This window comes from Variovorax sp. E3 (genome assembly GCF_016082275.1).
Taxonomy (GTDB): Bacteria; Pseudomonadota; Gammaproteobacteria; order Burkholderiales; family Burkholderiaceae_C; genus Variovorax.
The window spans coordinates 1-23098 of the sequence record NZ_MOWM01000062.1 but is presented as its reverse complement, the minus strand read 5'-3'; the positions used below and the strand labels follow the sequence as shown (position 1 = coordinate 23098).

Sequence of the window (23098 nt, the reverse complement as noted above, 5' to 3'; positions counted from 1 at the left end):
TCGCGCACACACGCACAGGTACGCGGGCAGATATGCGGACAGATACACGAGCGGGTATCCGATGAACGGCGCCGAGGCGCTGCTGCGCACCTTGTGTGCGGCTGGCATCGACACGTGCTTCTCCAACCCCGGCACCAGCGAGATGCATTTCGTCGCGGCCATGGACCGCGTCCCCGGCATGCGCGGCATTCCGGCGCTCGCCGAAGGTGTGGCGACGGGTGCGGCGGACGGCTACGCGCGAATGATGCGCCGGCCGGCGGCAACGCTGCTGCATTGCGGACCTGGCCTGGCCAACGGCATCGCCAACCTGCACAACGCCCGCCGCGCGCGGTCGCCGATCGTGAACCTGATCGGCGACCTGTCGCACGGCCACCGGCCCGCCGATCCACCGCTGGCCGCGGACACGGAGAGCCTGGCGCGCACCGTCTCGTCCTGGACGCGCACGGTGCTCGACGCGCATGCGGTGGCCGGGGACGGCGCGGCGGCGGTGGCTGCGGCCATGGCACCCGGCGGCGGCATCGCCAGCCTGATTCTTCCATCGGATGTGTGCTGGAGCGAGGGGGCGCAGTGCGCTGCACCGCGCGTCGCGGCGGCCGCATGCCCCGCCGATGCTTCTGCGCTGGAGCAAGGTGCCGCCTGGGCGCGCCTGGGGCCGGAGACGGCGATGCTGCTGGGCGGCGACGCGCTGTTCGGGCCGGGCCTGGCGCTCGCGGGAGCCATCGCCCGGCGCACGGGCGTTCGCCTGATGGCGCAGAGCGCCCTTGCGCGCATCGAGCGCGGACGCGGCCGGCCGGCGATCGAGCGGATTCCGTATGCCCCCGTGGCGGCGATCCAGGCGCTGGCCAACGTCAAGAGGCTTCTGCTCGTGGGTGCGTGTCGCCCGGTGTTTTCGTTCGCGGGGCCCGACGGCCGGTCCAGGCCCGAACCGCTGGACGTGCAGGTCGCCGTGCTCGCGCACGCCGAGGAAGACATTCCCGGCGCCTGGCAGGTCTGGCGGCCATGCTCGACTGCGTGCCATTTACTCCCGGCGACACCGCGCAGCCGAACGATCCGGCCCACGGCCCCGTGAATGCGCAGGCCTTCGCGCAGTCGCTGGCCGCGCTGCTGCCCGAAGGCGCCATCGTCGTCGACGAGAGTGTGAGTTTCGGACGGGACATCTTCCCCCGCATGCACAGCGCCGCCCCTCACGACTGGATGCAACTGACCGGCGGCGCCATCGGCTCGGGCATGCCCATGGCGACCGGTGCCGCCGTGGCCGCGCCGGGCCGCCGGGTGGTGAACCTCCAGGCCGACGGCTCCGCGCTCTATACCGTCCAGTCGCTGTGGACGCAGGCCCGTGAAAGCCTCGATGTCACGACGGTCATCCTGTCGAACAGGCGCTACGCGATCCTGTTCGACGAGATGGCCCGCGTGGGTGCCACGGCGACGCAAACCGCGCAGGACATGCTGAGTCTCGACCGGCCGGCCATCGACTGGGTGCGCATGGCGAACGCCTTCGGTGTCGATGCCGAGCGCGCGGACACCATGGACGCGTTCAACGCGGCATTCGGGCGGTCGCTTCGATCGAACGGGCCCCGGCTCATCGAGCTCGTTCTGTGAGCAAGGCTAGGCGAGCACGCGCGCCGTGTGCCGCGCAATCACCGACTCTTCATCGGTGCGCAGCACCCACGCACTGACGGGGCTGTCGGCCGTGGTGAGGCGCGCGGCGCCTTCGCGGTTGGCGGCCGTGTCGGCGCGCACGCCCAGCCATTCGCAATCGGCCAGGATGCGTTCGCGCAGCGCGACCGAGTTCTCGCCGATGCCGCCCGTGAAGACGATGGCGTCGACACCGCGCAGCGCGGCCGCCAGGCTGCCCATGTGCTGCACCACCTGCTCGACGAAATGCCCGATGCTTGCGCCGCCGCAGGCTCGGCCGAGGCCTCCAGCGCGCGCATGTCGCTGGACACGCCCGAGATGCCGAGCAGGCCCGACTCGCGGAACAGCAGCTTCTCGACCGCGTCGGCCGACATGCCGCGCGAGCGCATCAGGTACAGCACCACGGCCGCGTCGATGTGGCCGCAGCGCGTGCCCATGGTGAGCCCGTCGAGCGGAGAGAACGTCATGGTGGTCGCGACCGAGCGGCCATGCCGCATGCCGCACATCGACGCGCCGTTGCCCAGGTGCGCGACGATCACGCGCCGCTGCGCAAGCTCCGGCGCGATGCCGCCGAACTGCGCAACGATCGATTCATAGGAAAGTCCGTGAAAGCCATAGCGCCGCACACCCGCATCGTGCAGTTCACGCGGCAATGCAAAGCGGCGGTTGACCTCGGGCTGCACCGCATGAAAGGCCGTGTCGAAGCAGGCCACCTGCGGCACGCCCTCGAAGGCGGCCATGGCGGCGCGCACGCCGGCCAGGTTGTGCGGCTGGTGCAGCGGCGCCAGCGGCTCGAGCCTGGCGAGCGCGTCGAGCAGGGCCGCGTCGATGCGCACCGGCGCCACGAAGTCCGTGCCGCCGTGCACGATGCGGTGCCCTACCGCCGCGATGCGGCTGCCTTCGCCCTGCTGCGCATGCCATTCGAGCAGCGCGGCCAGCGCGCCCTGATGCGAGGCGTGCGAGGCGTGCGAACCGTCGAGCGCTTCGTCCAGCAGCGTCTTGCCTTGCGCGTCGCGCACCCGCAGCCGCGCCTTCAGGCCCGCGCCCAGCCCGTCGGCCTGGCCCGACCAGCGCGCCGACGGCAACGCGTCGTCGGCGCCGCCCGGGTGTGCCGCATCGAACAATGCGACCTTGATGGACGACGAGCCCGCGTTGAGCGTCAGCAGCGAATCGGTCATGTGGGGTTCAGACGTAGTCCTTGTACTTGTCCAGGAATCGTACCGGCTTGGCCAGCGCGTCGCGGCGGAACGGGTCGCCCAGCTCGCGCGTGCACATGATCTCGATGACGCAGGTCTTGCCTTCGTTCATCTGCATGTCGATGGCTTTCTTGAGCGCCGGGCCCACGTCCTCGAGCTTGTCGACCACGATGCCTTCGGCGCCCATGGCCTTGGCAATGCCCGCGAAGCTTTCGCTCTCGAGTTCGCCGGCCACGAAGCGGCGGTTGTAGAAGTCGACCTGGTTCTTCTTCTCCGCGCCCCACTGGCGGTTGTGGAAGACCACGGCCGTCACCGGAATGTCGTGGCGCACGGCCGTCATGATTTCGACCATGCTCATGCCCCAGGCGCCGTCGCCGGCGTAGGCCACGGCCGGGCGGTCGGGCGCGGCGCACTTGGCGCCGATCATGGTCGGCAGCGAGTAGCCGCAGTTGCCGAAGCTCATGGGCGCGAAGAAGCTGCGCGGCTCCTCGAAGCGCAGGTAGCTGTTGGCAATGGCGTTGATGTTGCCGATGTCGGTGGAGACCATCACGCGCGGCGGCATGGCCTTCTCGAGTTCGCGCAGCACCTGGCGCGGGTGCAGGTAGCTGCCGCCGGTGGGTGTCTTCTCGCCCTTGGCTTCCTCGATGGCGTCCAGGCTGAACTGGTCGCGCTCGTGGGTCCACTCGTCGAGCTCTTTCTCCCACGCGGCCTTCTCGGACTTGATCTTGGCGGCGCGCTCGGCCTTGGTGGCGTCGCAGGCCAGCGTCTTGCCCTGCAGGCGCTTGAGCAGTTCCTTGGCCGTGGCCTTGGCGTCGCCATGGATGCCCACGGTGATCTTCTTCACGAGGCCCAGGTTGGTGTGGTCGGCCTCGACCTGGATGATCTTCGCGTCCTTCGGCCAGTAGTCCATGCCGTGCTGCGGCAGCGTGCCGAACGGGCCCATGCGCGAGCCGAGCGCCAGCACCACGTCGGCCTGTGCGATGAGCTTCATCGCGGCCTTGGAGCCTGGTAGCCCAGCGGGCCGGCCCACAGCGGATGGCTCGCGGGGAACGAGTCGTTGCGCAGGTAGCCGTTGGCCACCGGCGCGCCCAGGCGCTCGGCCAGGGCCTGGCACTCGGCCACCGCGTCGCCCATGACCACGCCGCCGCCCGACAGAATCACCGGGAACTTGGCCGAAGCCAGCAGTTCGACCGCCGCGTTCAGGCTGTTCTCGCCGCCCGCGCCGCGCTCCACGCGCATGGGCTTGGGGATCTCGGTGGTGATCTCGCCGTAGAAGTAGTCGCGCGGAATGTTCAGTTGCGTCGGGCCCATCTCGGAGATGGCGCGGTCGAAGCAGCGCGCCGTGTACTCGGCCATGCGCTTGGGGTTGTTCACGTGGCCCTGGTACTTGGTGAACTCCTGGAACATCGGCAGCTGGTTGGCCTCCTGGAAGCCGCCCAGGCCCATGCCCATGGTGCCGGTCTCGGGCGTGATCATCACGACCGGGCTGTGCGCCCAGTAGGCGGCCGCGATGGCCGTCACGCAGTTGCTGATGCCCGGGCCGTTCTGCCCGATGACCAGGCCGTGGCGGCCCGACACGCGCGCATAGCCGTCGGCCATGTGGGCACCGCCCTGCTCGTGCACCACCGGAATCAGCCGGATGCCGGCGGGCGCGAAGATGTCCATCGCGTCCATGAAGGCCGAGCCCATGATGCCGAAGATGTCGGTCACGCCGTTGGCGACCATGGTCTCGACGAAGGCCTCGGACGGCGTCATCTTCTGCACGCCGGTGACGGCTTCGCGGGTGGGTGCGGCGGGTTGCTTCTGGCTCATGGAAGGCGTCTCCTGAAAGGATGAAGGGCGGTGGCTTGCGCTCTAAAAGTCGGAACAACTTGTTCCGGAAATCATTTCGGCGGAATATAGGACGGCATCGGCGCGGCGTCAAACAATTTACAAAAAACGGAACGTATTGTCTTGTTTTTTGTAAAAAGACTATCATCCGGCCCCATGAAGATCGTCAAAGGGCACATCCCCGACGCGCCGCCGCAGGAGCCACGGGCGCCAGCGCGGACTCGCCCACCCTGCGCCTGTTCGCGCTGCTCGAGGTCATGGCCGCGAAAGACCAGCGCTATTCGCTGCAAGGGCTGGTCGAGGAAACCGGCCTGCCCAAGCCCACGCTGCACCGCATGCTGCAGCAGCTCGAAGGCGCGGGCCTGCTGCAGCGCGAAGGCGACGGCCGGCACTACGGCATCGGCACGCGGCTGCGGCGCCTGGCCGAGAACCTGCTGCTCAACGACAGCCTGCACGGCGCGCGCCACACGGTGCTGCGCCAGCTGGTCGAGGAGATCGGCGAGAGCTGCAACCTCACGGCGCTGTCGGGCAGCGAGGTGGTGTACCTCGACCGCGTGGAGACCGCCGCGCCGCTGCGCTTCTACCTGCACTCGGGCTCGCGCGTGCCGGTGCACTGCTCGGCCAGCGGCAAGATCTTTCTCTCGCAGATGAGCGCGGCGCAGCGCCGCCGCCTGTTGTCGAACGCGCCGCTGGAGGCCTACACGGCCCGCACGCTCACCGAGCGACGTGCTCGAAAAAGAAGTGCAGCGCGTGCGCAAGGACGGCTACGCCATCGACCACGAAGAGTTCTTGCCGGGCCTGCTGTGCATCGCCACGCTGGTGCCTTCGAACGACGACGCGCCCTCCAACCTGTGCATTGCCGTGCAGGCGCCCGTGATGCGGCTCGACGCCGCCAAGGCGAAGGCGCTGCTGCCCGCGCTGCAACGCGCCGCGCAGGCGCTGAGCCGCATCGACGCCGCCGCGGCCTCCGACCGCGCGCAAGCCTGACCCCTTCTCCTTCTTTCAGGAAAGCCCACCGTGACCGACACCGCCGACCTTCGCCCCGACCGGATGCTCAGCGTGCGCGAGGTGTTCGGCATCGACACCGACCTGCGCGTGCCCGCCTTCACCGAACGCGACGACCATGTGCCCGAGGTCGATGCGGTGTACCGCTTCAACCCCGACGTCACGCTCGCCATCCTCGCGGGCTTCACGCGCGACCGGCGCGTGATGGTGCAGGGGCTGCACGGCACCGGCAAGTCGACGCACATCGAGCAGGTGGCGGCGCGGCTGAACTGGCCCTGCGTGCGCCTGAACCTGGACGGCCACATCAGCCGGCTCGACCTCGTGGGCAAGGACGCGGTGGTGCTGCGCGACGGCAAGCAGGTCACCGAGTTCCAGGAAGGCATCGTGCCCTGGGCGCTGCAACGCCCCGTGGCGCTGATCTTCGACGAGTACGACGCAGGCCGGCCCGACGTGATGTTCGTGATCCAGCGCATCCTGGAGCGCGACGGCAAGTTCACGCTGATGGACCAGAACAAGGTGCTGCGGCCGCACCCGTTCTTCCGCCTGTTCGCCACCGCCAACACCGTGGGCCTGGGCAACCTCAACGGGCTGTACCACGGCGCGCAGCGGCTCAACCATGCGCAGATCGACCGCTGGAACATCGTCGCTTCGCTCAACTACCTGCCGGCCGCGGAAGAGATCGCGATCGTGCAGGCGCGCGTGCCGTCGCTGGCCGACGAGGCCGGCACGAAGCTGGTCGCGTCGATGGTGGCCGTGGCCGACCTCACGCGCAAGGGCTTCGCCGCCGGCGACCTGTCGACGCTGATGTCGCCGCGCACCGTCATCACCTGGGCCGAGAACGTCGAGATCTTCAAGGACCCGGCACTGGCGTTTCGCCTGTCCTTCGTCAACAAGTGCGACGACGCCGAACGCCCGCTGGTGGCAGAGTACTTCCAGCGCTGCTTCGACCGCGAGCTCGAAGAGTCGCACCAGCGCACGTCGCCGGGCCCGCGCGAATGACCGACGCGCCTGCCACCGCCAGCGCCATGCAGCGCAAGGTGCGGCAGGAGGAGCAGGTGGCCGAGCTGTGCGCGGGCGTGGTGCGCGCCTTCAGCGGCGAGCGCGACCTGCACTTTCGCGGGCGCCGGCTGCATCGCGGCCGCGTCGCGCTGCCGTGGTTCGCGCCGCACCTGCATCCCTCGCCCGACACCGATGACTTCGCGTCGTTCCGCGGCGTGGCCGACGGGCTGGCGCTGCGGCTCACCGCATCGGATGCGGCGCTGCATGAAAGCCTTCGGCCGCAGGAGCCCGTCGAACGCATGCTGTTCGAAATGCTCGAGCAGTTCCGCGCCGAGGCCATGGCGCCCGAAACGATGGTGGGCATGCGCCGCAACCTGCGGCACCGGCATGAACAGTGGTCGCTCGCCTTCCACCACTCCGGCCTGACCGACACCGCGCGCGGCCTGCTGCTCTATGCCGTGGCGCAGATCTGCCGCGCCCGCGTGAGCGGCCAGCAGGTGGTGGAAGAAACCGAAGACATGCTCGAGGCCACGCGCTTCGCGCTCGCGCCGCTCATCGGCCATGCACTCGCGGGCCTGCGCCGCGACCGCGCCGACCAGGCCGCGTATGCCGTGCATGCGCTGGCCATTGCGCGCACCGTCGCCGCGATGCTGCACGAGGCCGGCGAAGAAGGCGGCAGCGCCGCGCGCGACCCGCACGTGGACGACAAGCGCAGCGTGTTCAGCCTCGTCGCCGACATGGACCAGGAGATCGTCGAGCGCTTCACCACCGCCGAGTCGGGCCGCAGCGCGGTGCTCGAAGGCGCGGGTGGCGCCTACCGCGTCTTCACCACGGCCTACGACCGCGAGCACGCCGCCGCCACGCTCGCGCGCAAGGAAGTGCTCGCCGGCCACCGCGAAAAGCTCGACCGCCGCATTGCCGCGCAGGGCGTGAACATCGCCCGCCTGGCGCGCGAGCTGCGCGCCCTGCTGGCCGAGCCCGCGCGCGACGGCTGGGACGGCGGCCAGGAAGAAGGCCACATCGACGGCCGCCGGCTCGCGCAGCTCGTGGCCTCGCCCACCGAGCGGCGGCTGTTCCGCACCGAACGCATGGAGCCGCTGGCCGATTGCATGGTCACGTTCTTGATCGACTGCTCGGGCTCGATGAAGGAGCACGCCGAATCGGTCGCGATGATGGTCGACGTGTTCGCGCGCGCGCTCGAGCAGGCCGGCGTGACCAGCGAGGTGCTGGGCTTCACCACCGGCGCATGGAACGGCGGGCGACCGCAGCGCGAATGGGTGCGCGCGGGCCGCCCGCCCCACCCCGGCCGCCTCAACGAGCGCAGCCACCTCGTCTTCAAGAGCGCGGGCACACCGTGGCGCCGCGCGCGCCCGGCCATGGCCGCGCTGCTGAAGGCCGACCTGTTCCGCGAAGGCATCGACGGCGAGGCGCTCGACTGGGCCTGCGCGCGGCTGCGCCAGCGCGGCGAGGCGCGCAAGCTGCTGCTGGTCATTTCGGACGGCTCGCCGATGGACAGCGCCACGCACCTGGCCAACGACGCGCACTACCTGGACCACCACCTGCGCGACGTGGTCGCGCGCCAGGAGCAGCGCGGCGACATCGCCATCGCGGGCATCGGCGTGGGCCTGGACCTGAGCCCCTACTACAGCCGCAGCCATGTGCTCGACCTGGCCACGTCGAGCGGCAACGCCATCTTTCGCGAGGTGATCGACCTGATGGCGGGGCGGCACCGCCGCTGAAGCGTTTCGGATTACATCCAAGTCCCTGATTGACAAAGGGCACCCAGGGTTCTTACATTGCGTTTCACATCCGAGAACGACGTTCCAATATTTGGAACAACCAGGAAGTCTCATGGATTCAACGCTTGCCAAGGGTCTGGCCGCCATCGAGTGGATGGCGCGCCAGCAGCGCGACTGCCGCGTCACCGACCTGGCGCAGGCGTTCGGCATGGCGCGCAGCAACGCGCACCGCACGCTGCAGACGCTGGTCGAGTGCGGCTGGGCCGTGCAAGACCCGGCCACCAGCGCCTACCGGCCGAGCCTGCGCCTGTTCGAACTCGGCGCGCTGGTGGGCGAGGCGGCCGACGTGGGCGCGCTGCTGCGCCCGCACCTGGCGGCGCTGGCCCAGGCCACGGGCGAGACCATCCACCTGGCGGTGCTCGACGGCGCCGAGATCGTCTACCTCGACAAGTTCGACAGCCCCCTGCCCGTGGCCGCCTACTCGCGCGTCGGCGGCCGGGCGGCGGCGTACTGCGTGGCCTCGGGCAAGGCCCTGCTCGCTGCGACATCGCTCGACGTGCCCGCGCTGCGCCAGCGCCTGGGCACGCTGGCGGCCCACACCAGGAACAGCATCACCGAGTTCGACGCCCTCTTCTCGGAGCTGGAGCGCACACGCGCGCGCGGCTACGCCGAGAACCGCGAGGAATGGCGCCTGGGCGTCTGCGGCCTGGGCGTGCCGGTGTTCAACGCACGCGGCGAGGCGGTCGCGGCCGTCGGCATGAGCGTGCCTTCGATCCGCTTCGCGCGCACGCAGGCACGCGAACTCGCCGACCGCATCACGGCCTGCGCGCGCGACGCGAGCATCACGCTCGGCTACCGCGCAAGCGCCACCGCGCCCATGAACACCACAAAGAGAAGGAGACTTGAATGAACCTGTTCTTCGCCCCCTGGCTGCGCGCGGGGCTGCTGGCCGCCGCCGCGTTGTCGGCCCCTTTTGCCGCGCTGGCACAGAACGGCGGCGACTACCCGAACAAGCCGATCCGGCTGGTCGTGCCCTACCCGCCCGGCGGCGGCACCGACGTGATCGCGCGCATCGTGCAGGAGCGCTTCTCCTCGCTCCTGGGCCAGCAGGTGCTGATCGACAACCGCGGCGGCGCGGCCGGCTCCATCGGCACCGAGGTGGTGGCCAAGTCGGCGCCCGACGGCTACACGGTGCTGTTCACGCTGTCGTCGCACACCATCAACCCGGCCATCTACCCGAAGCTGGGCTTCGACACCGCGAAAGACTTCGCGCCGGTCGGCATGGTCGCCTCGCTGCCGCAGATCCTGGTGGCCAACACGCACTTTCCCGCCAACACGGTGGCCGAACTGGTCGCGATGGCCAAGGCCAAGCCCGACAGCATTTCTTTCGCGTCGGTGGGCAACGGCTCGCCGGGGCACCTGGCCGGCGAGCTGCTGAAGCTGCGCACCGGCACGCAGATGACGCACATCCCTACCGGGGCGGCGGCCCGGCCGTGACCGACGTGATGGGCGGGCAGGTGCCGCTGCTGTGGGTGTCGATTCCGGCTGCTGCGCAGTTCGTGAAGGCCGGCAAGCTCAAGGCGCTCGCGGTGTCGACCACCAAGCGCAGCGCCGCCTTCCCCGACGTGCCCACGATGCAGGAGGCCGGCATTGCCGACTTCGACGTCGACTCGTGGTACGCCGTGTTCGTGCCCGCGAAGACGCCGCAACCCGCCATCGACAAGCTCAACCGCGTGATCAACACGGTGGTGAAGGAGCCCGAGATTCGCGACAAGCTGCTGGCGCAAGGCAGCGAAGGCGTGGGCGGCACGCCCGAGCAACTCGGCAAGGTCGTGGCGACCGAACTCGCGCGCTGGCAAAAGCTGGCCAAAGAGGCCAGCATCAAGGTCGATTGACCGACAACACAGCAACCCCATGGAACAACCGAACGACTCCCCCATTGCCCAACTGGTGGCGCGCGCGCGCGCCGCGCAGCGCATCTACGAAACCTGGACGCAGGCCCAGGTCGACACCGCCGTGGTCGCGGCGGGCTGGGCCATCATCGAGCCCGCGCGCAACCGCGAACTGGCCGAGCTGGCCGTGGCCGACACCGGCGTGGGCAACGTCGAGGACAAGGTGCGCAAGAACCACCGCAAGACCTTCGGCCTGCTGCGCGACCTGCACGGCGCGCGCTCGGTCGGCGTGATCGCACAAGATCCGGCGCGCGGCATCGTCGAGATCGCGCGGCCCGTGGGCGTGGTGTGCGCCGTCACGCCCTCGACCAACCCGGGCGCCACGCCGGCCAACAAGATCATCAATGCGCTGAAGGGGCGCAACGCGGTCATCGTCGCGCCCTCGCCCAAGGGCTGGTCGACGGCGGCGCGGCTCATCGCGTTCATCCACCAGCAGTTCGACCGCATCGGCGCGCCGCGCGACCTGGTGCAGTTGCTGCCGCAACCGATCACCAAGGCATCGACCGCCGAGCTGATGCGCCTGTGCGACCTGGTGGTGGCCACCGGCTCGCAGGCCAACGTGCGCGCGGCCTATGCCAGCGGCACGCCGGCTTTCGGGGTGGGCGCGGGCAACGTGGCGGGCATCGTCGACGAGACGGCCGACGTGCAGGCGGCGGCCGACCGCATCGTGCGTTCCAAGACCTTCGACAACGCGACCAGTTGCTCGTCGGAGAACAGCCTGCTCATCGTCGATGCGGTGCGCGCGCAGATGCTGTCTGCCTTGAAGGACCGTGGCGCCGTGATGCTCGCGGCCGCGCAGAAGGCCACGCTGCAGGCGCTGATGTGGCCCGGCGGCAAGCTCTCGCCCGCGGTCATCGGCCAGTCGGCGCGCACGATTGCCGAGCGCGCCGCCGAGGTGGACGGCGCCAACCGCGCAGCATGGCAGGCCATCGCCGAGGCCGATCCGCGCATCCTCATGGTCGCGGAAGACGGCGTGGGCCACGAACACCCGTTCTCGGGCGAGAAGCTGAGCCCGGTGCTCGCGGTGTACGCCGCGCGCGACTTCGACGAGGCCGCCGCCACGGTCGAGCGCATCTACGCCTTCGAAGGCGCGGGCCACTCGGTCGGCCTGCACAGCGCGGTGCCCGAGCGCGCGCTGACGCTGGGCCTCACGCTGCCGGTGTCGCGCGTCATCGTCGACCAGGCGCACTGCATCGCCACCGGCGGCAGCTTCGACAACGGGTTGCCGTTCTCGCTGTCGATGGGTTGCGGCACCTGGGGCAAGAACAACTTCTCGGACAACATGAACTACCGCCACTACCTGAACATCACGCGCGTGTCGCGGCCGATTCCGGAAACGGTGCCCAGCGAGGAAGACATCTTCGGCGCCTTCTTCGCCGCGCACGGCGGGAAGTGAGCGCCATGGCAGAGCAAGCACCGTCCACGGTCCATGCGCTGATCGAGCAGCAGGCCCTGCTGCAGCCGCACGCGGTGTACGCGCGCGCCACCGAGAACGGGCAGCACATCGGCTATGGCGAGCTGGCGCGCGGCTGCCGCCGTGTCGCGGCCGTGCTGCAGGGGCTGGGCGCGCGGCCGGGCGACACGGTGTCCGTCGTCATGCCCAACGGCCTGCAGACGCTGCGGCTGCTGCTGGGTGCCATGCACGGCGGCTACTGCGTCAACCCCGTCAACCTGCTGTCGCAGCCGGCGCAGATGCACCATGTGCTGTCGCACTCCGACTGCCGCGTGGTCTGCGTCGCGCCCGAATGGGAAGCGCGCGTGCGCGACATCCTGCAAGACATCGACCGGCCCGTGACGCTGCTCGTGGTCGACCCCGAGGCCGAGGCACTGCCGGGCGAAGAAGAAATGGCGGCGGCTGCGTCGCCGCCCTCGCCCGACGCCGTGGCGCTGCTGATGTACACCTCGGGCACCACCGGCATGCCCAAGGGCGTGATGCTGTCGCAGCGCGCCCTCGCGGCCAACGCGCACGCCATCAGCGCGGAGCACGCGCTGCGCGCGTCCGACCGCGTGCTCGCGGTGCTGCCGCTGTATCACATCAACGCCTTTGCCGTGACCATGCTCGCGCCGCTTTCGCATGGCGGCAGCCTGGCGATGCCGCCGAAGTTCTCGGCCGGCCGCTTCTGGGAACAGGCCACGCAAACACAGTGCAGCTGGATCAACGTGGTGCCCACCATGATCTCGTACCTGCTCGAAGGGCCGAAGCCGCCGCTCGCGCAGACGCTGGCCATTCGCTTCTGCCGCTCGGCGTCGGCCGCGTTGCCGCCCGAGCACCTACGCGCCTTCGAGCAGATGTTCGGCATCGGCATCGTCGAGACCATGGGCCTCACCGAAACCGCCGCGCCCTCGTTCTCCAACCCCATGGACCCGGCCGCGCGCAAGCTCGGCTCGGTGGGGCGCGCGTCGGGCTGCATCGCCGGCGTGGTCGACACCAGGCTGGCCGCCGTGCCCAGCGGCGTGACCGGCGAACTGGTGATTCGCGGCCCCAACGTCATGCTCGGCTACTACAAGAACGAAGAGGCCACGCGCGCCAGCTTCACGCCCGACGGCTGGCTGCGCACCGGCGACCTCGGCCACCGCGACGAAGACGGCTTCTTCTTCGTCACCGGCCGCATCAAGGAGCTGATCATCAAGGGCGGCGAGAACATCGCGCCGCGCGAGATCGACGAGGCGCTGCTGCGCCACCCCGCCGTGCGCGAGGTGGCGGCGGTGGGCGTGCCCGACCGCCACTACGGCCAGGAGATCGGCGTGTGCGTCGTGCTGCGCGAAGGCTGCACCTGCACCGAAGAAGAGCTGCGCGCCTTCGGCGCCGAAGTGCTCGGCCGCTACAAGACGCCGGGCCACTACCGCTTCGTGAGCGACCTGCCGCGCGGCCCTTCCGGAAAGGTGCAGCGCCTGAAGCTGTTGCCGCTGTTCGGCGCATGACCGTGGCCGAACTCCTGGTGCCGCCGCTGGCACCGGCCACGCTGGTCTACAGCCTGTGCGTGGTGTTCGCGGCCGGCATCGTGCGCGGCTTTGCCGGCTTCGGCTTCTCGGCCATCACGGTGGCGGGCATGTCGCTGGTGGTGTCGCCCGCGCTGGTGGTGCCCGCGATCTTCATGCTGGAAGTACTCGCGAGCCTGAGCCAGCTGCGCGGCATTGCGCGCGACATCGACATGCCGTGGCTCAGCTGGCTGATGCTGGGCAACCTGATCTGCATTCCCGTCGGCGTGGCGTTGCTCGCGTGGCTGCCCGAGACGCCGCTGCGGCTGCTGATCGGTGCGCTGCTCATGTCGGCCGCGTTGCTGCTGCGCGGCGGCGCGCACGTCACGCTGGTGCCGACGCGCGGCGTGCGGCTGTCGGCGGGGCTGGCGTCGGGCTTCATCAACGGCGTGGCGGCCATCGGCGGCATTGCGATCGCCGTGCTGCTGAGCACCGCGAAGATGGCGCCGGCCACGCTGCGCGCCACCTTGATTGCGCTGCTGCTGTTCAGCGACGTGGTGTCGCTGGCCTGCGCGGCGTTGATGCCGTCGTCGGTGCATGCGTCGGGCAACCTGCTGGGGCCCGACACGCTCAAGTGGGCGCTGTGGCTCGCACCGGCGATGCTCGCGGGCATCTGGTACGGGCAACGCTCGTTCAAGGGCGTGTCGCCGGAGCAGTTCAGGAAGCATGTGCTGAATCTGCTGATTGCACTGGCGACGGTGAGCGTGGTGCGCTCCGTGCTCGGGTTGCTCGGCTGAGTCGTATGGTTGTTGGCGCGCGGTTCTTGCGAACGATTGCTCGATTGGCAGGCCGCGAAGCGCGTGCGGTTCCGCGAACGGGGGCCGCGTCGTGGCACGCTCGATGCCTCCGCGGCGCACCTGCCCGGAGAACGCAGTCATTCGAACAACAGAAAGAACCCCACGATGGACATCACACTCGTCCCCGGCAATTCGCTCATCACCGCCACGCCTGAGGAGGGCCGGCATCTCGCCATCAAGATGGCCCGCCTGGTCATCAGGGCCACGCAGCCCGACGACGCGGTGCGCGGCAAGCTGCGCGACGTTTATGCGAACAGCGCGTCGGACCTGATCCAGGTCGGGCAAGTGGTGGCGCTGGAGTTTGCGACCATTGCGGTGGCGAACAACTACTGGCGCGGCTGAAGCTCGACCAGGCCCGGCTCTAATCTCACGGCGGACACCAGGATGGGCAATCGACGGGTGATCAGACCATTTTTAAAAATCCACTGAGCATGCGATTTTCATTTCACCCACTTGCAATTGAAATTCCATTGCTTTTTGCAATCCTAGCTGGCGTGCAGACGGGACACGCTCAAACCCTCGCCGAAAGGATCTCTCAAAATCAATCTTCCGGCCTTATAAATGAAATTCCATTTTCATTTCCAATCGATGTAGTGAGAAATGTTGAATATGACGGCGATCCAGGCTGGGGCGAAAGATCAAAGGCTGAAATAAAACTCCGACGCTCCCAACAAAAACTTCAGAAGCTTGGGATTCAGAATTGACCTTCCGAGCTTCAACGTCATGAAGAACAAAACAAGCTCAAGCGAATCGACCGTTGGAGTCACTTTGACGGCAAACTCGTATTATGGGGATGGAAATTTCATGGAGAGAAGCTTCAAAGAAATGAATCATGACCCTCAATACAGCTACACGGCACAAAAACCCGTTTACGGGCTTCGCCATTTTTCTCTAAAAAAGGATGACAATTCGAAGAAGATTCCCGCGATGAAGAACATTGACATATACATTCAAACCGCCTCAGACAAGAAGGTTTTGGCTTTTATACGCTGTGGAAATTCTCGTGGCGAAAAATCCCTCTGCAAACACTATTTGCAAATCGATGGATTGAAAACTCGATTGACATTAAATTATGAAAAACGACTCCTGCCCGAATGGAGCTCAATTCAGAAAAATTCAATCCTGAGACTGAACGATTTCAGAACTCATTAGAAGAATTCCAAATCTCGTTGCTCCGCCCCACCTTGGTTGTTCCTCCCATGTTGAATCGAGGCGACTCGATCGCCATCGCCCATTTGAGGCGGAACAGCAAGACGCCTGGCTCCTAGAACTATCCAGATCGGCCACAGCGGCCACTCGCAACTAATGATGTGATCGAGCAGACGCCATCGTCCCCGCGTCATAAGCCCCGCAATAGTCCTTCCAATCCGTCTCCACCTGCGCCGCGCACTGATGCGCCGCGTCCATCAAGTCCTTGCGCCACGACTTCGCCGAGCTCCCGAAGTCGATCAGGGCATCCGCAATGGCCGAGCCCTGCCGCCCCGAGCTTCGCAGTTGCGCCCATGCCATGAGCTGCCCCATTTCATCGATGACGCCGCCGATCTCGCCGAGCGAGGTGCGCTTCACGTCCAGGTTCACGCGGTCTTCGCTGGGCTGCAGGCCGCGCAGCACATAAGAGGTGCCCGAAGAAGCCTTGGCACCGACGATCGGCTGCAGGAACGCCATCGACACAGCCTGCATGCGCCGCTGCAGCCCCACCACCCGATGCGCCTGCGAAGCCCACGCGGGCTGCGCGAGCTTCAGGTGCGGCGCCAGCGAGGACGGCAGCGCCTCCTTGAGGTCGAGCAGGTAGTTGCCGTCGGGCGAACCCTTGCCTTCGACCAGCACGATGTAGCGCTCCGCGCCCAGGCTGCCGGTGCCCGCGATGCGCCGCGCCACGTCGAGCACCTTGAAGAAGCCGGGCTTGTCCTGTGTCGCGGCGAAGGCGCCGACGAGCTGGGTCACGCGGTCGCGTTGCGCGTCGCTCACGGCCAGCGCGTGCTTGCCGTCGACGCGGATGACGCGCCCGTGCCCCTTGCGGTCGGTGCGCCGGTCGAGAAAGGCCGGCCTCGTGCGCGCCTTGAGCGTGTCCAGCAGTTGCTGGATCAACCCGTCGGCGGTGTCGCGCTCCACCCACCGCGCCTTGCCGAGCGTCAGCGCACCGGCGTAGGCATCGAGGAAGGTGTTGCACAGCGCATCGGCATCGGCGGGCGTCGCGCAGAGGCTGTCGCGCGCAACGAGGATGCTCGACAGGAAGCGCACCAGCTCCCACGTGACCGGCGCGAGCGCGGCTTCGTCGAAGTCGTTGAGGTCGAAGTACACGAGGCTGTTGTCGCCCTTGTAGCTGCCGAAGTTTTCCAGGTGGGCATCGCCGCACAGCCAGCCCGCCGGAGCCTTGCCGGCGAACAGCGGGTCCTTCGGCAGGCGGTCGTAGAACAGGTGGCAGGTGCCGCGCAGGAACACGAAGGCGTTGGTGCGCAGGTTGGCGTACTTCATCGCCAGGCGCTCGGGGTCGCGGCCGGCGTTGTAGTTGCGGATGGTCTCGTCGACGTTCGGCATGCTTGCATTCCCCTTTCGTGAGCGCGCGGCACGCGCCATGACATGGAGGATTCTGAACCCTGACCCTGCGCGCAACGCCCGTAGACCAGCGCGTAGTCAGCGGAAGTTCATCTTGAGAACGTCCTCGCCCCCTGATCTGACGACGAGCGTCAAGCCTTCGAAGGACATTTGGGGGAGCTCCTTGATGTCGCGTGTTCGCCCCAGTTTCGTCATGCCCTGAAGTACGCAGGGCGACTTCGATTTGCAGGTATAGAACCACCCCTCGGCGCGGGTGACGCCCGACCCCGTAACGCCATAGAAGGCATACACATCGCCAACCTCCTCTTTCTCAATACCCAGGCTCGGGCTCTTCTTTATCTTCAAGGTGTACTTGTGAAACTCGTGATCGCTGTACTCCTTGGAGAACCACTTCTTCGCAGCCTCGATGTCAGGAAAACGTATCGGCGCGTCCGCTGCGCTCACCTCTGCAGAAAGCATGGCCAGGCCGGCGAGCAGCAGTGCGGCGAAGATGCGTGGCGACATATCGATCCAAGATTGCGGGTTGAAAAGTGAACGATGACAGCAGAGACCAGGTACAAGGGCGGCGCGCTTAAAGCAGCCCACCCATCTTCCTGGCCGCCGCCTTCAGCGCATCGATGCGCTTCAACGCATCGTCCATCGACATGCGCGCGGTCGGCGCATGCACGGCCAGCGCGGCGCGCACCGCGCCCTGCGCATCGCACACCGGCACGGCCACCGCCACCAGCCCCGCGATGAACTCTTCGCGGTCGCACGAATAGCCGAGCTTGGCGATCGCGTCGCACTCGGCGCGCATCGCATCGGCGGTGGTGATCGAGTTGGCGGTCATGCGCTCCAGCGGCAGGTTGTCGATCAGCGCGTCGCGCGCCTTCTTCGGCATCTGCGCCAGAAACAGCTTGCCGCTGGCCGTGCAGTGCAGCGGCACGTGCGAGCCCACGTCGAGCGTCAGCCGCAGCGGCCATTGCGCCTCCACGCGGTCCAGGTAGAGCACCTGCGCGCCGTCGAGCGTGGTGAGGTTGCAGGTCTCGCCGACCTGGCGCACCAGCTCCGACAGCACCTCATGCCGCAGCCCGCGCACCACGCCGTGGTTGAGCGTGTCGAAAGCCAGCTTGCGCAGCGCGGGGCCGACGCTGAACGAGCGCTCGTCGACATCCCGCGCCAGGAAACCGGTGGCCAGCAGTTGCGTGCAGATGCGGTGCGCGGTGCCCTTGGGCAGGCCCAGCTGCGCGGCCAGGTCGGCGAGCGTGAGCGGGCGGCCCTCGTGGGCCAGCAGCGCCAGCAGGCGCAGGCTGCGTTCGGCCGACGAGCCGGAGGCGGATGCGGACTCCGGCTCTTCCGGGGAAATCACGACTGGACTCACTGCAGCGGGCGTGCGCGCGGAACGGGGCATGCGGGTAAACCTTAAAAATGGAACATTGCGTTCCGAAAATCATTAGCCTAGGATGCGGCCGAGCGAAGCGATTGTTCCACTCCCCGAAGCACAGGCGCCCATTGCATGTCTGAAGAAGCGTTCGACTACATCGTCGTCGGTGCCGGCTCGGCCGGCTGCGTGCTGGCCGCCCGGCTCAGCGAAGACCCGGCCACGCGCGTGCTGCTGCTCGAGGCCGGGCCGGCCGACCGCTCGCTGTGGATCCACCTGCCCATCGGCTACGGCAAGACGATGTGGAGCCCCACCTACAACTGGCGCTTCGAGACCGACCCCGACCCGAACATGAACGGCCGGCGCATCTACTGGCCGCGCGGCAAGACGCTGGGCGGCTCCAGCGCGATCAACGGCCTGATCTACATCCGCGGCCAGCGCGAGGACTACGACCACTGGGCCGCGCTCGGCAACGCCGGCTGGGGCTACGACGACGTGCTGCCCTACTTCGTCAAGTCCGAAGGCAACCAGCGCGGCGCCAACGCCTTCCACGGCGGCAGCGGGCCGCTGAAGGTGTCGGACATCGCGGCGAAGCACGAGCTGATCGAGGCCTTCATCGGCGGCGCGCAGCAGACCGGCGTGCCGCGCACCGACGACTTCAACGGCGCCGCGCAGGAAGGCGCGGGCTACTACCAGCTGACCACGCACAAGGGCTGGCGCTGCAGCACGGCCAAGGCCTACCTGACGCCCGCGGTGAAGCAGCGGCCCAACCTGCGCATCGAGACCGAGGCCATGGCCGGCAAGCTGGTGTTCGACGGGCGCCGCGCGGTCGGCATCACCTACCGGCAGGGCCACGTGCTCAAGACCGCGCGCTGCCGCGCCGAGGTGCTGCTGTCGGCGGGCTCGATCCAGTCGCCGCAGCTGCTGCAGCTGTCGGGCATCGGGCCGCGCGCGCTGCTCGAGCGCTTCGGCATTCCGGTGGTGCACGCGCTGCCCGGCGTGGGCGAGAACCTGCAAGACCACCTGCAGATCCGCCTGGGCTACGAGTGCACCAAGCCCATCACCACCAACGACCAGCTCAACTCCTGGTTCGGCCAGATGGGCATGGGCCTCGAATGGCTGCTGCACCGCACCGGCCCGCTGGCGGTGGGCATCAACCAGGGCGGCTGCTTCATGCGAGCGCTGAAGGACGGCAACGGCCGGCCCGTGGCGGCCACGCCCGACATCCAGTTCCACGTGGCCACGCTCTCGGCCGACATGGCAGGCGGCAAGGTCCACCCCTACTCGGGCTTCACGATGTCGGTGTGCCAGCTGCGGCCGGAGTCGCGCGGCCACATCCGCATCCGCTCGCTCGACGCGGCCGAGCCGCCCGAGATGCAGCCCAACTACCTGGCCACCGAGCTCGACCGCGCCACCACCGTGGCCGGCGTGAAGGCGGCGCGCGCCATTGCCGAATCGCCCGCCATGCGCCCCTACGTGAAGCGCGAAGTGAAGCCCGGCCCCGATGCCGCGAGCGACGCCGAGCTGCTGGAGTTCTGCCGCAACAACGGCGCCACCATCTTCCACCCCACCGGCACCTGCCGCATGGGCGCCGACGCGCTCGCCGTGGTCGATGCGCGGCTGCGCGTGCACGGCGTGGCGGGGCTGCGCGTGATCGACTGCTCGGCCATGCCCACGCTGGTGTCGGGCAACACCAACGCACCCGCCGTGATGATGGCCGAGAAGGCCGTCGACCTGATCAGAGAGGACGCGAAGGCGGCCGCCGCCACCGCGCATTAGCAAGCCCCAGAGACCCCAAGGCCCGCAGAGGCCGCCACGACAACAACCTCATCGGAGACAAACATGAGTGCAAGCGACGAGAAAGCGATTCGCAGGGTGGTGGTGTCGGCGCTGGTGGGCGCCACCATCGAGTGGTACGACTTCTTCCTGTACGGCGTGGTGGCCGGCATCGTGTTCAACAAGCTCTACTTCCCGGGCAGCGACCCGGTGGTGTCGACCTTGCTGGCCTACACCACGTTCGCGGTGGGCTTTGTCACGCGGCCCCTGGGCGGCGTGATCTTCGGCCACTTCGGCGACAAGATCGGGCGCAAGAGCATGCTGATCATCACGCTGATGATCATGGGCGTGGCCACCTTCCTGATCGGGCTGGTGCCCACCTACGCGCAGATCGGCATCGCGGCGCCGCTCCTGCTGTTGCTGCTGCGCGTGGCGCAGGGCATCGGGCTGGGCGGCGAATGGGGCGGCGCGGTGCTCATGGCCTACGAATACGCGCCGAAGGAAAAGCGCGGCTTCTATGCCTCGCTGCCGCAGATCGGGCTGGCCATCGGCCTGTGCCTGGCCTCGGGCGTGGTGGCGCTGCTGTCGTCGCTGCTCACCGACGAGCAGTTCCTGGCGTGGGGCTGGCGCATTGCGTTCCTGATCTCGGGCGCGATGGTGATGGTGGGCATGTACATCCGCCTGCACGTGAAGGAAACGCCGGAGTTCGCGGCCGTGAAGGCGCGCAACGCCGAGCTGCGCATTCCGTTCATGGACATGATCCGGCGCTACCCGGGCAACGTGCTCAAGGGCATGGGGGCGCGCTACATCGACGGCGTGTTCTTCAACATCTTCGGCGTGTTCTCGATCAACTACCTCACCAGCACCATCAAGATCAGCCGCACCGAGGCGCTGCTGGGCGTGATGGCCTCGGCGGTGGTGATGTGCTTCGCCATTCCATTCTTCGGGCGCCTGTCGGACCGGCTGGGACGTCCGCGCGTGTACATGTGGGGGTCGATCATCACGGCCGTGTCGGCGTTTCCGGGCTTCTGGCTCATGACGCACAGCGGCGGCAACGTGATGCTGATCTGGCTGTCGATCATCATTCCCTTCGGCATTCTTTACGCGTCGGTGTACGGGCCGGAGGCGGCGCTGTTCTGCGACCTGTTCGACGCCAAGGTGCGCTACACGGGCATCAGCTTCGTCTACCAGTTCTCGGGCATCTTCGCCTCGGGCATCACGCCGATCATCGCGACGGCGCTGCTGAAGTCGGGCGGCGGGGAGCGTGGCAGATCTGCCTGTACGTGCTGTTCGCGGGCGCGGTGTCTGCCGTGTGCGCGTGGATGATCGGGCGCAGCGCCTCGCCGGCGGATGCGCCGGTGGCGGTGGCTTCGCGCTGAGCGATACCGGGCGCGCTTTTCAGCGCGTGTTGGGCCTGCCCATGGCGAGGGCGCGCATCACGGCCGCCGTGCGCGTCTCCACGCCCAGCTTCACGTAGACGTGCTCCAGGTGCTTGTGCACGGTCCGCGGGCTGATCGCCAGCAAGACGGCGATCTCGGCATCGGTCTTGCCGCACGAGAGCCAGTGCATGACGTCGCCCTCGCGAGGCGTGAGGCTGCAGCAGGGCGCACGATTCACGAGCGGCGCATCGGGCAATGCGGCCTCGGCGCGACAGGCCAGCCTATACAGGAAGGCCACGGCCAGCGCATGCTCCAGGCCCACGCGCCGGCAGTAGTCGGCCTGCAGTTCGGCGCGGCGCAATTCACGCCGGGCCGGCGCCTTGGCAACGTGATGGGGCGCGCGCGATTCATCGTTGCGGACGGCGCGATGCCGCACGGGCGACGCCCGGACTCCAGCAGCGCCAGCAGACGAAGCGCGCTGGCGCAATCGTTGCGCGTCAGATGCGTCATGGCATGCCCCTTTCACGGTGCGTACGCATTGCTGCGTATGGCGCCTGCACGCATCGAGACGCAGGATGCGCGCAGGCCCCTTGCCGCAAGTTCAGTATAGGCAGGCATGGGGCGCGCAAGCCGCCTGTCGGCGAAGGGGATACACATGGCCATCGACGAAACACGGCCGAACGCCTTCATGGGTAACTTCGCCCACGACCTCGATGCCGTGATGCGCCGCGCCGGCGATCCCCCTTCAACCTGATCTTCAACGTCCGTCCCTGAGGACATATTCCAGGAGTTGCCATGTCACGCCAATACATCGACTGCCGCGAGTACCCGAGCACGATGAACTGCAGTGTCGCGCTCTCGGCCGACACCGAGAGCGAATTGCTCGATGCCGCCATCCAGCACGCCGTGACTGTCCACGGCCACACCGACACGCCGGAATTGCGCAAGCAACTGGCAAGCATGTTCAAGGCCGGCACGCCGCCGCTGCAGACCTCGCCCGCGCAGAAGGTTTCCGCCTGACGATCCCGCGCGCTGCGCGGACCAGGCCGCCGTTTCGTACGGCGAAGACACCCGGGCAGCCCGGTTGAGCGCTGCCGTGCCCGCCCAGCGGGTCAGGGGCCATCGGCTCCATCGGCGTTTTGGGAAACTGAATACTTTGCATCTACCGAGAAACATCGGTTACCTCTGGATGCAGTTGGGTACACCCCCTCCTTCCTTGCGTTTCCCCGCCAGCCACATCAAAGATCGGCGGCGGTTGCGGGCCTGTTCAGGTCGCTCGCACAGGCCTCGCCACGCCGCGAATCTCCCCCCTCGGGTACCCCTTACCGGGCATATCGCCGGCCTGTACGCGTACTTACATTTTTGGCTTGAAGTTTGAAATCTGCGGCGTGTGGAGGAGCAAGGGAGAGCTTGCTGCTGCATGCGGGCGCCTACATGAAACAAGCCACTAGGAAGGCCCGGCCATGAACAAGATTTTCCGCACCCTATGGAATCCCACGCTCGGCACCTGGGTGGCCGCGCCTGAAACCTCGCGCGGCCATGCGCGGTCGTCGCGCAAGGGCGACGACCTGCGCGCGGTTGCCATGGCCGTGCTCGTTCTGGGCGCCGGGCCGGTGCTGGCCGCGGGCGGCGCGGGTGGCCAGCCGGTCGGCGACGCGACGCTGAATGCCGGTGCTGGCGGCAACACCGACAGCGGCGGCAGCGGCGCGCTGAACGACACCTCGGTCAATGCCACCGGCGGCAACGGCGGCGCGTCGACGCCCACCGGCCCCACGGCGGGATCGAACGCGAGCACCGTCAACTTCCCCGGCGCCACGCCGGCGCGGGCGGCGCGGCCGGCGGCTCCAGCACCCTCGTCGGCCCGGGCGTGCACCAGGGCGCGGACGGCGTCGCGG

General features: G+C 68.0%; 19 protein-coding genes and 4 pseudogenes. 17 read left to right on the top strand and 6 right to left on the bottom strand.

Going from position 1 to position 23098, the window contains the following annotated elements:
• Positions 1-61: 61 nt before the first annotated feature.
• Together BMG07_RS21275 and BMG07_RS42565 are read left to right on the top strand one after the other, a co-directional pair.
• Complete coding sequence (locus BMG07_RS21275) at positions 62-1069, top strand: acetolactate synthase large subunit (RefSeq protein WP_269759240.1); 1008 nt, start codon at positions 62-64, stop codon at positions 1067-1069.
• On the top strand, positions 1000-1599 hold the full coding sequence (locus BMG07_RS42565; RefSeq protein WP_269759239.1) for a thiamine pyrophosphate-dependent enzyme: 600 nt from the start codon (positions 1000-1002) through the stop codon (positions 1597-1599). The genes BMG07_RS21275 and BMG07_RS42565 overlap by 70 nt, the downstream gene beginning before the upstream one ends.
• 6 nt (positions 1600-1605) lie before the next feature.
• On the opposite strand, the pseudogene BMG07_RS21270 reads toward BMG07_RS42565, so the two are convergent.
• Together BMG07_RS21270 and BMG07_RS44990 are read right to left on the bottom strand one after the other, a co-directional pair.
• Positions 1606-2813, bottom strand: a pseudogene (locus BMG07_RS21270) (acetate/propionate family kinase).
• A 7-nt stretch (positions 2814-2820) separates the two neighbouring features.
• Positions 2821-4665, bottom strand: coding sequence for a thiamine pyrophosphate-dependent enzyme (locus BMG07_RS44990; RefSeq protein WP_374221307.1), 1845 nt, complete (start codon positions 4663-4665; stop codon positions 2821-2823).
• 253 nt (positions 4666-4918) lie between these two features.
• Between BMG07_RS44990 and BMG07_RS21260 the strand changes: the two are divergent.
• The 11 genes and pseudogenes from BMG07_RS21260 (at position 4919) to BMG07_RS21210 (ending at position 15284) form a co-directional block, all read left to right on the top strand.
• Positions 4919-5648, top strand: a pseudogene (locus BMG07_RS21260) (IclR family transcriptional regulator).
• Positions 5649-5678: 30 nt separating this feature from the next.
• A complete protein-coding gene (locus BMG07_RS21255; protein WP_198086218.1) occupies positions 5679-6665 on the top strand; it encodes an AAA family ATPase in 987 nt (328 codons plus the stop codon).
• Complete coding sequence (locus tag BMG07_RS21250) at positions 6662-8404, top strand: cobalt chelatase (RefSeq protein ID WP_198086217.1); 1743 nt, start codon at positions 6662-6664, stop codon at positions 8402-8404. The genes BMG07_RS21255 and BMG07_RS21250 overlap by 4 nt, the downstream gene beginning before the upstream one ends.
• Before the next feature lie 112 nt (positions 8405-8516).
• Complete coding sequence (locus tag BMG07_RS21245; protein ID WP_198086216.1) at positions 8517-9314, top strand: IclR family transcriptional regulator; 798 nt, start codon at positions 8517-8519, stop codon at positions 9312-9314.
• Positions 9311-10299 (top strand): annotated as a pseudogene (locus tag BMG07_RS44985) (tripartite tricarboxylate transporter substrate binding protein). Before BMG07_RS21245 ends, BMG07_RS44985 begins: the two are co-directional and overlap by 4 nt.
• A gap of 19 nt (positions 10300-10318) precedes the next feature.
• Complete coding sequence (locus BMG07_RS21235) at positions 10319-11752, top strand: aldehyde dehydrogenase family protein (RefSeq protein WP_198086215.1); 1434 nt, start codon at positions 10319-10321, stop codon at positions 11750-11752.
• Between the two features lie 5 nt (positions 11753-11757).
• Positions 11758-13278 (top strand): AMP-binding protein, encoded by a 1521-nt coding sequence (locus BMG07_RS21230; RefSeq protein WP_198086214.1) that lies wholly within the window; start codon positions 11758-11760, stop codon positions 13276-13278.
• Positions 13275-14072: a sulfite exporter TauE/SafE family protein gene (locus BMG07_RS21225; protein ID WP_198086213.1), complete on the top strand. Its 798-nt coding sequence runs from the start codon at positions 13275-13277 to the stop codon at positions 14070-14072. Before BMG07_RS21230 ends, BMG07_RS21225 begins: the two co-directional genes overlap by 4 nt.
• 165 nt (positions 14073-14237) lie before the next feature.
• On the top strand, positions 14238-14474 hold the full coding sequence (locus BMG07_RS21220) for a hexameric tyrosine-coordinated heme protein (protein ID WP_198086212.1): 237 nt from the start codon (positions 14238-14240) through the stop codon (positions 14472-14474).
• A gap of 89 nt (positions 14475-14563) precedes the next feature.
• On the top strand, positions 14564-14836 hold the full coding sequence (locus BMG07_RS21215) for a hypothetical protein (protein WP_198086211.1): 273 nt from the start codon (positions 14564-14566) through the stop codon (positions 14834-14836).
• A gap of 19 nt (positions 14837-14855) precedes the next feature.
• Complete coding sequence (locus BMG07_RS21210; protein ID WP_198086210.1) at positions 14856-15284, top strand: hypothetical protein; 429 nt, start codon at positions 14856-14858, stop codon at positions 15282-15284.
• A gap of 150 nt (positions 15285-15434) precedes the next feature.
• Here the strand turns inward: BMG07_RS21210 and BMG07_RS21205 are convergent, their stop codons facing one another.
• From BMG07_RS21205 to BMG07_RS21195, 3 genes are all read right to left on the bottom strand, one after another.
• Positions 15435-16670 (bottom strand): DUF2252 domain-containing protein, encoded by a 1236-nt coding sequence (locus BMG07_RS21205; RefSeq protein WP_198086209.1) that lies wholly within the window; start codon positions 16668-16670, stop codon positions 15435-15437.
• A 96-nt stretch (positions 16671-16766) separates the two neighbouring features.
• Positions 16767-17192, bottom strand: a complete 426-nt coding sequence (locus BMG07_RS21200; RefSeq protein ID WP_198086208.1) for a hypothetical protein — start codon at positions 17190-17192, stop codon at positions 16767-16769.
• A gap of 67 nt (positions 17193-17259) precedes the next feature.
• The gene (locus BMG07_RS21195) at positions 17260-18078 is read right to left on the bottom strand and encodes an IclR family transcriptional regulator (RefSeq protein ID WP_198086207.1); all 819 of its coding nucleotides are present in this window, start codon (positions 18076-18078) and stop codon (positions 17260-17262) included.
• A gap of 105 nt (positions 18079-18183) precedes the next feature.
• Here BMG07_RS21195 and BMG07_RS21190 point away from each other — a divergent pair, with 105 nt between their 5' ends.
• Complete coding sequence (locus BMG07_RS21190) at positions 18184-19827, top strand: GMC family oxidoreductase (RefSeq protein WP_198086206.1); 1644 nt, start codon at positions 18184-18186, stop codon at positions 19825-19827.
• Between the two features lie 63 nt (positions 19828-19890).
• A pseudogene (locus BMG07_RS21185) lies at positions 19891-21203 on the top strand (MFS transporter).
• Between the two features lie 19 nt (positions 21204-21222).
• On the opposite strand, the gene BMG07_RS44980 reads toward BMG07_RS21185, so the two are convergent.
• A complete protein-coding gene (locus BMG07_RS44980; RefSeq protein WP_374221306.1) occupies positions 21223-21639 on the bottom strand; it encodes a response regulator transcription factor in 417 nt (138 codons plus the stop codon).
• Positions 21640-21998: 359 nt separating this feature from the next.
• On the opposite strand from BMG07_RS44980, the gene BMG07_RS21175 reads away from it, so the two are divergent.
• Both BMG07_RS21175 and BMG07_RS21170 read left to right on the top strand, forming a co-directional pair.
• Entirely contained in the window at positions 21999-22223 is a 225-nt protein-coding gene (locus tag BMG07_RS21175) for a DUF1059 domain-containing protein (protein WP_198086205.1), read from the top strand.
• 443 nt (positions 22224-22666) lie between these two features.
• Positions 22667-23098, top strand: a 432-nt coding sequence (locus tag BMG07_RS21170) for an ESPR domain-containing protein (protein WP_269759237.1), incomplete at its 3' end; no start/stop codon positions are given.

Excerpts from the sequence above, each read along its gene's own strand:
- BMG07_RS21200 (WP_198086208.1), bottom strand. The coding sequence starts at position 17,192 with ATGTCGCCACGCATCTTCGCCGCACTGCTGCTCGCCGGCCTGGCCATG.
- BMG07_RS21190 (WP_198086206.1), top strand. The coding sequence starts at position 18,184 with ATGTCTGAAGAAGCGTTCGACTACATCGTCGTCGGTGCCGGCTCGGCC.
- BMG07_RS21195 (WP_198086207.1), bottom strand. The coding sequence starts at position 18,078 with ATGCCCCGTTCCGCGCGCACGCCCGCTGCAGTGAGTCCAGTCGTGATT.
- BMG07_RS21215 (WP_198086211.1), top strand. The coding sequence starts at position 14,564 with ATGCGATTTTCATTTCACCCACTTGCAATTGAAATTCCATTGCTTTTT.
- BMG07_RS21220 (WP_198086212.1), top strand. The coding sequence starts at position 14,238 with ATGGACATCACACTCGTCCCCGGCAATTCGCTCATCACCGCCACGCCT.
- BMG07_RS21175 (WP_198086205.1), top strand. The coding sequence starts at position 21,999 with ATGTCACGCCAATACATCGACTGCCGCGAGTACCCGAGCACGATGAAC.
- BMG07_RS42565 (WP_269759239.1), top strand. The coding sequence starts at position 1,000 with ATGCTCGACTGCGTGCCATTTACTCCCGGCGACACCGCGCAGCCGAAC.
- BMG07_RS21205 (WP_198086209.1), bottom strand. The coding sequence starts at position 16,670 with ATGCCGAACGTCGACGAGACCATCCGCAACTACAACGCCGGCCGCGAC.
- BMG07_RS21275 (WP_269759240.1), top strand. The coding sequence starts at position 62 with ATGAACGGCGCCGAGGCGCTGCTGCGCACCTTGTGTGCGGCTGGCATC.
- BMG07_RS21250 (WP_198086217.1), top strand. The coding sequence starts at position 6,662 with ATGACCGACGCGCCTGCCACCGCCAGCGCCATGCAGCGCAAGGTGCGG.
- BMG07_RS21210 (WP_198086210.1), top strand. The coding sequence starts at position 14,856 with ATGAAGAACAAAACAAGCTCAAGCGAATCGACCGTTGGAGTCACTTTG.
- BMG07_RS21235 (WP_198086215.1), top strand. The coding sequence starts at position 10,319 with ATGGAACAACCGAACGACTCCCCCATTGCCCAACTGGTGGCGCGCGCG.
- BMG07_RS21230 (WP_198086214.1), top strand. The coding sequence starts at position 11,758 with ATGGCAGAGCAAGCACCGTCCACGGTCCATGCGCTGATCGAGCAGCAG.
- BMG07_RS21245 (WP_198086216.1), top strand. The coding sequence starts at position 8,517 with ATGGATTCAACGCTTGCCAAGGGTCTGGCCGCCATCGAGTGGATGGCG.
- BMG07_RS21225 (WP_198086213.1), top strand. The coding sequence starts at position 13,275 with ATGACCGTGGCCGAACTCCTGGTGCCGCCGCTGGCACCGGCCACGCTG.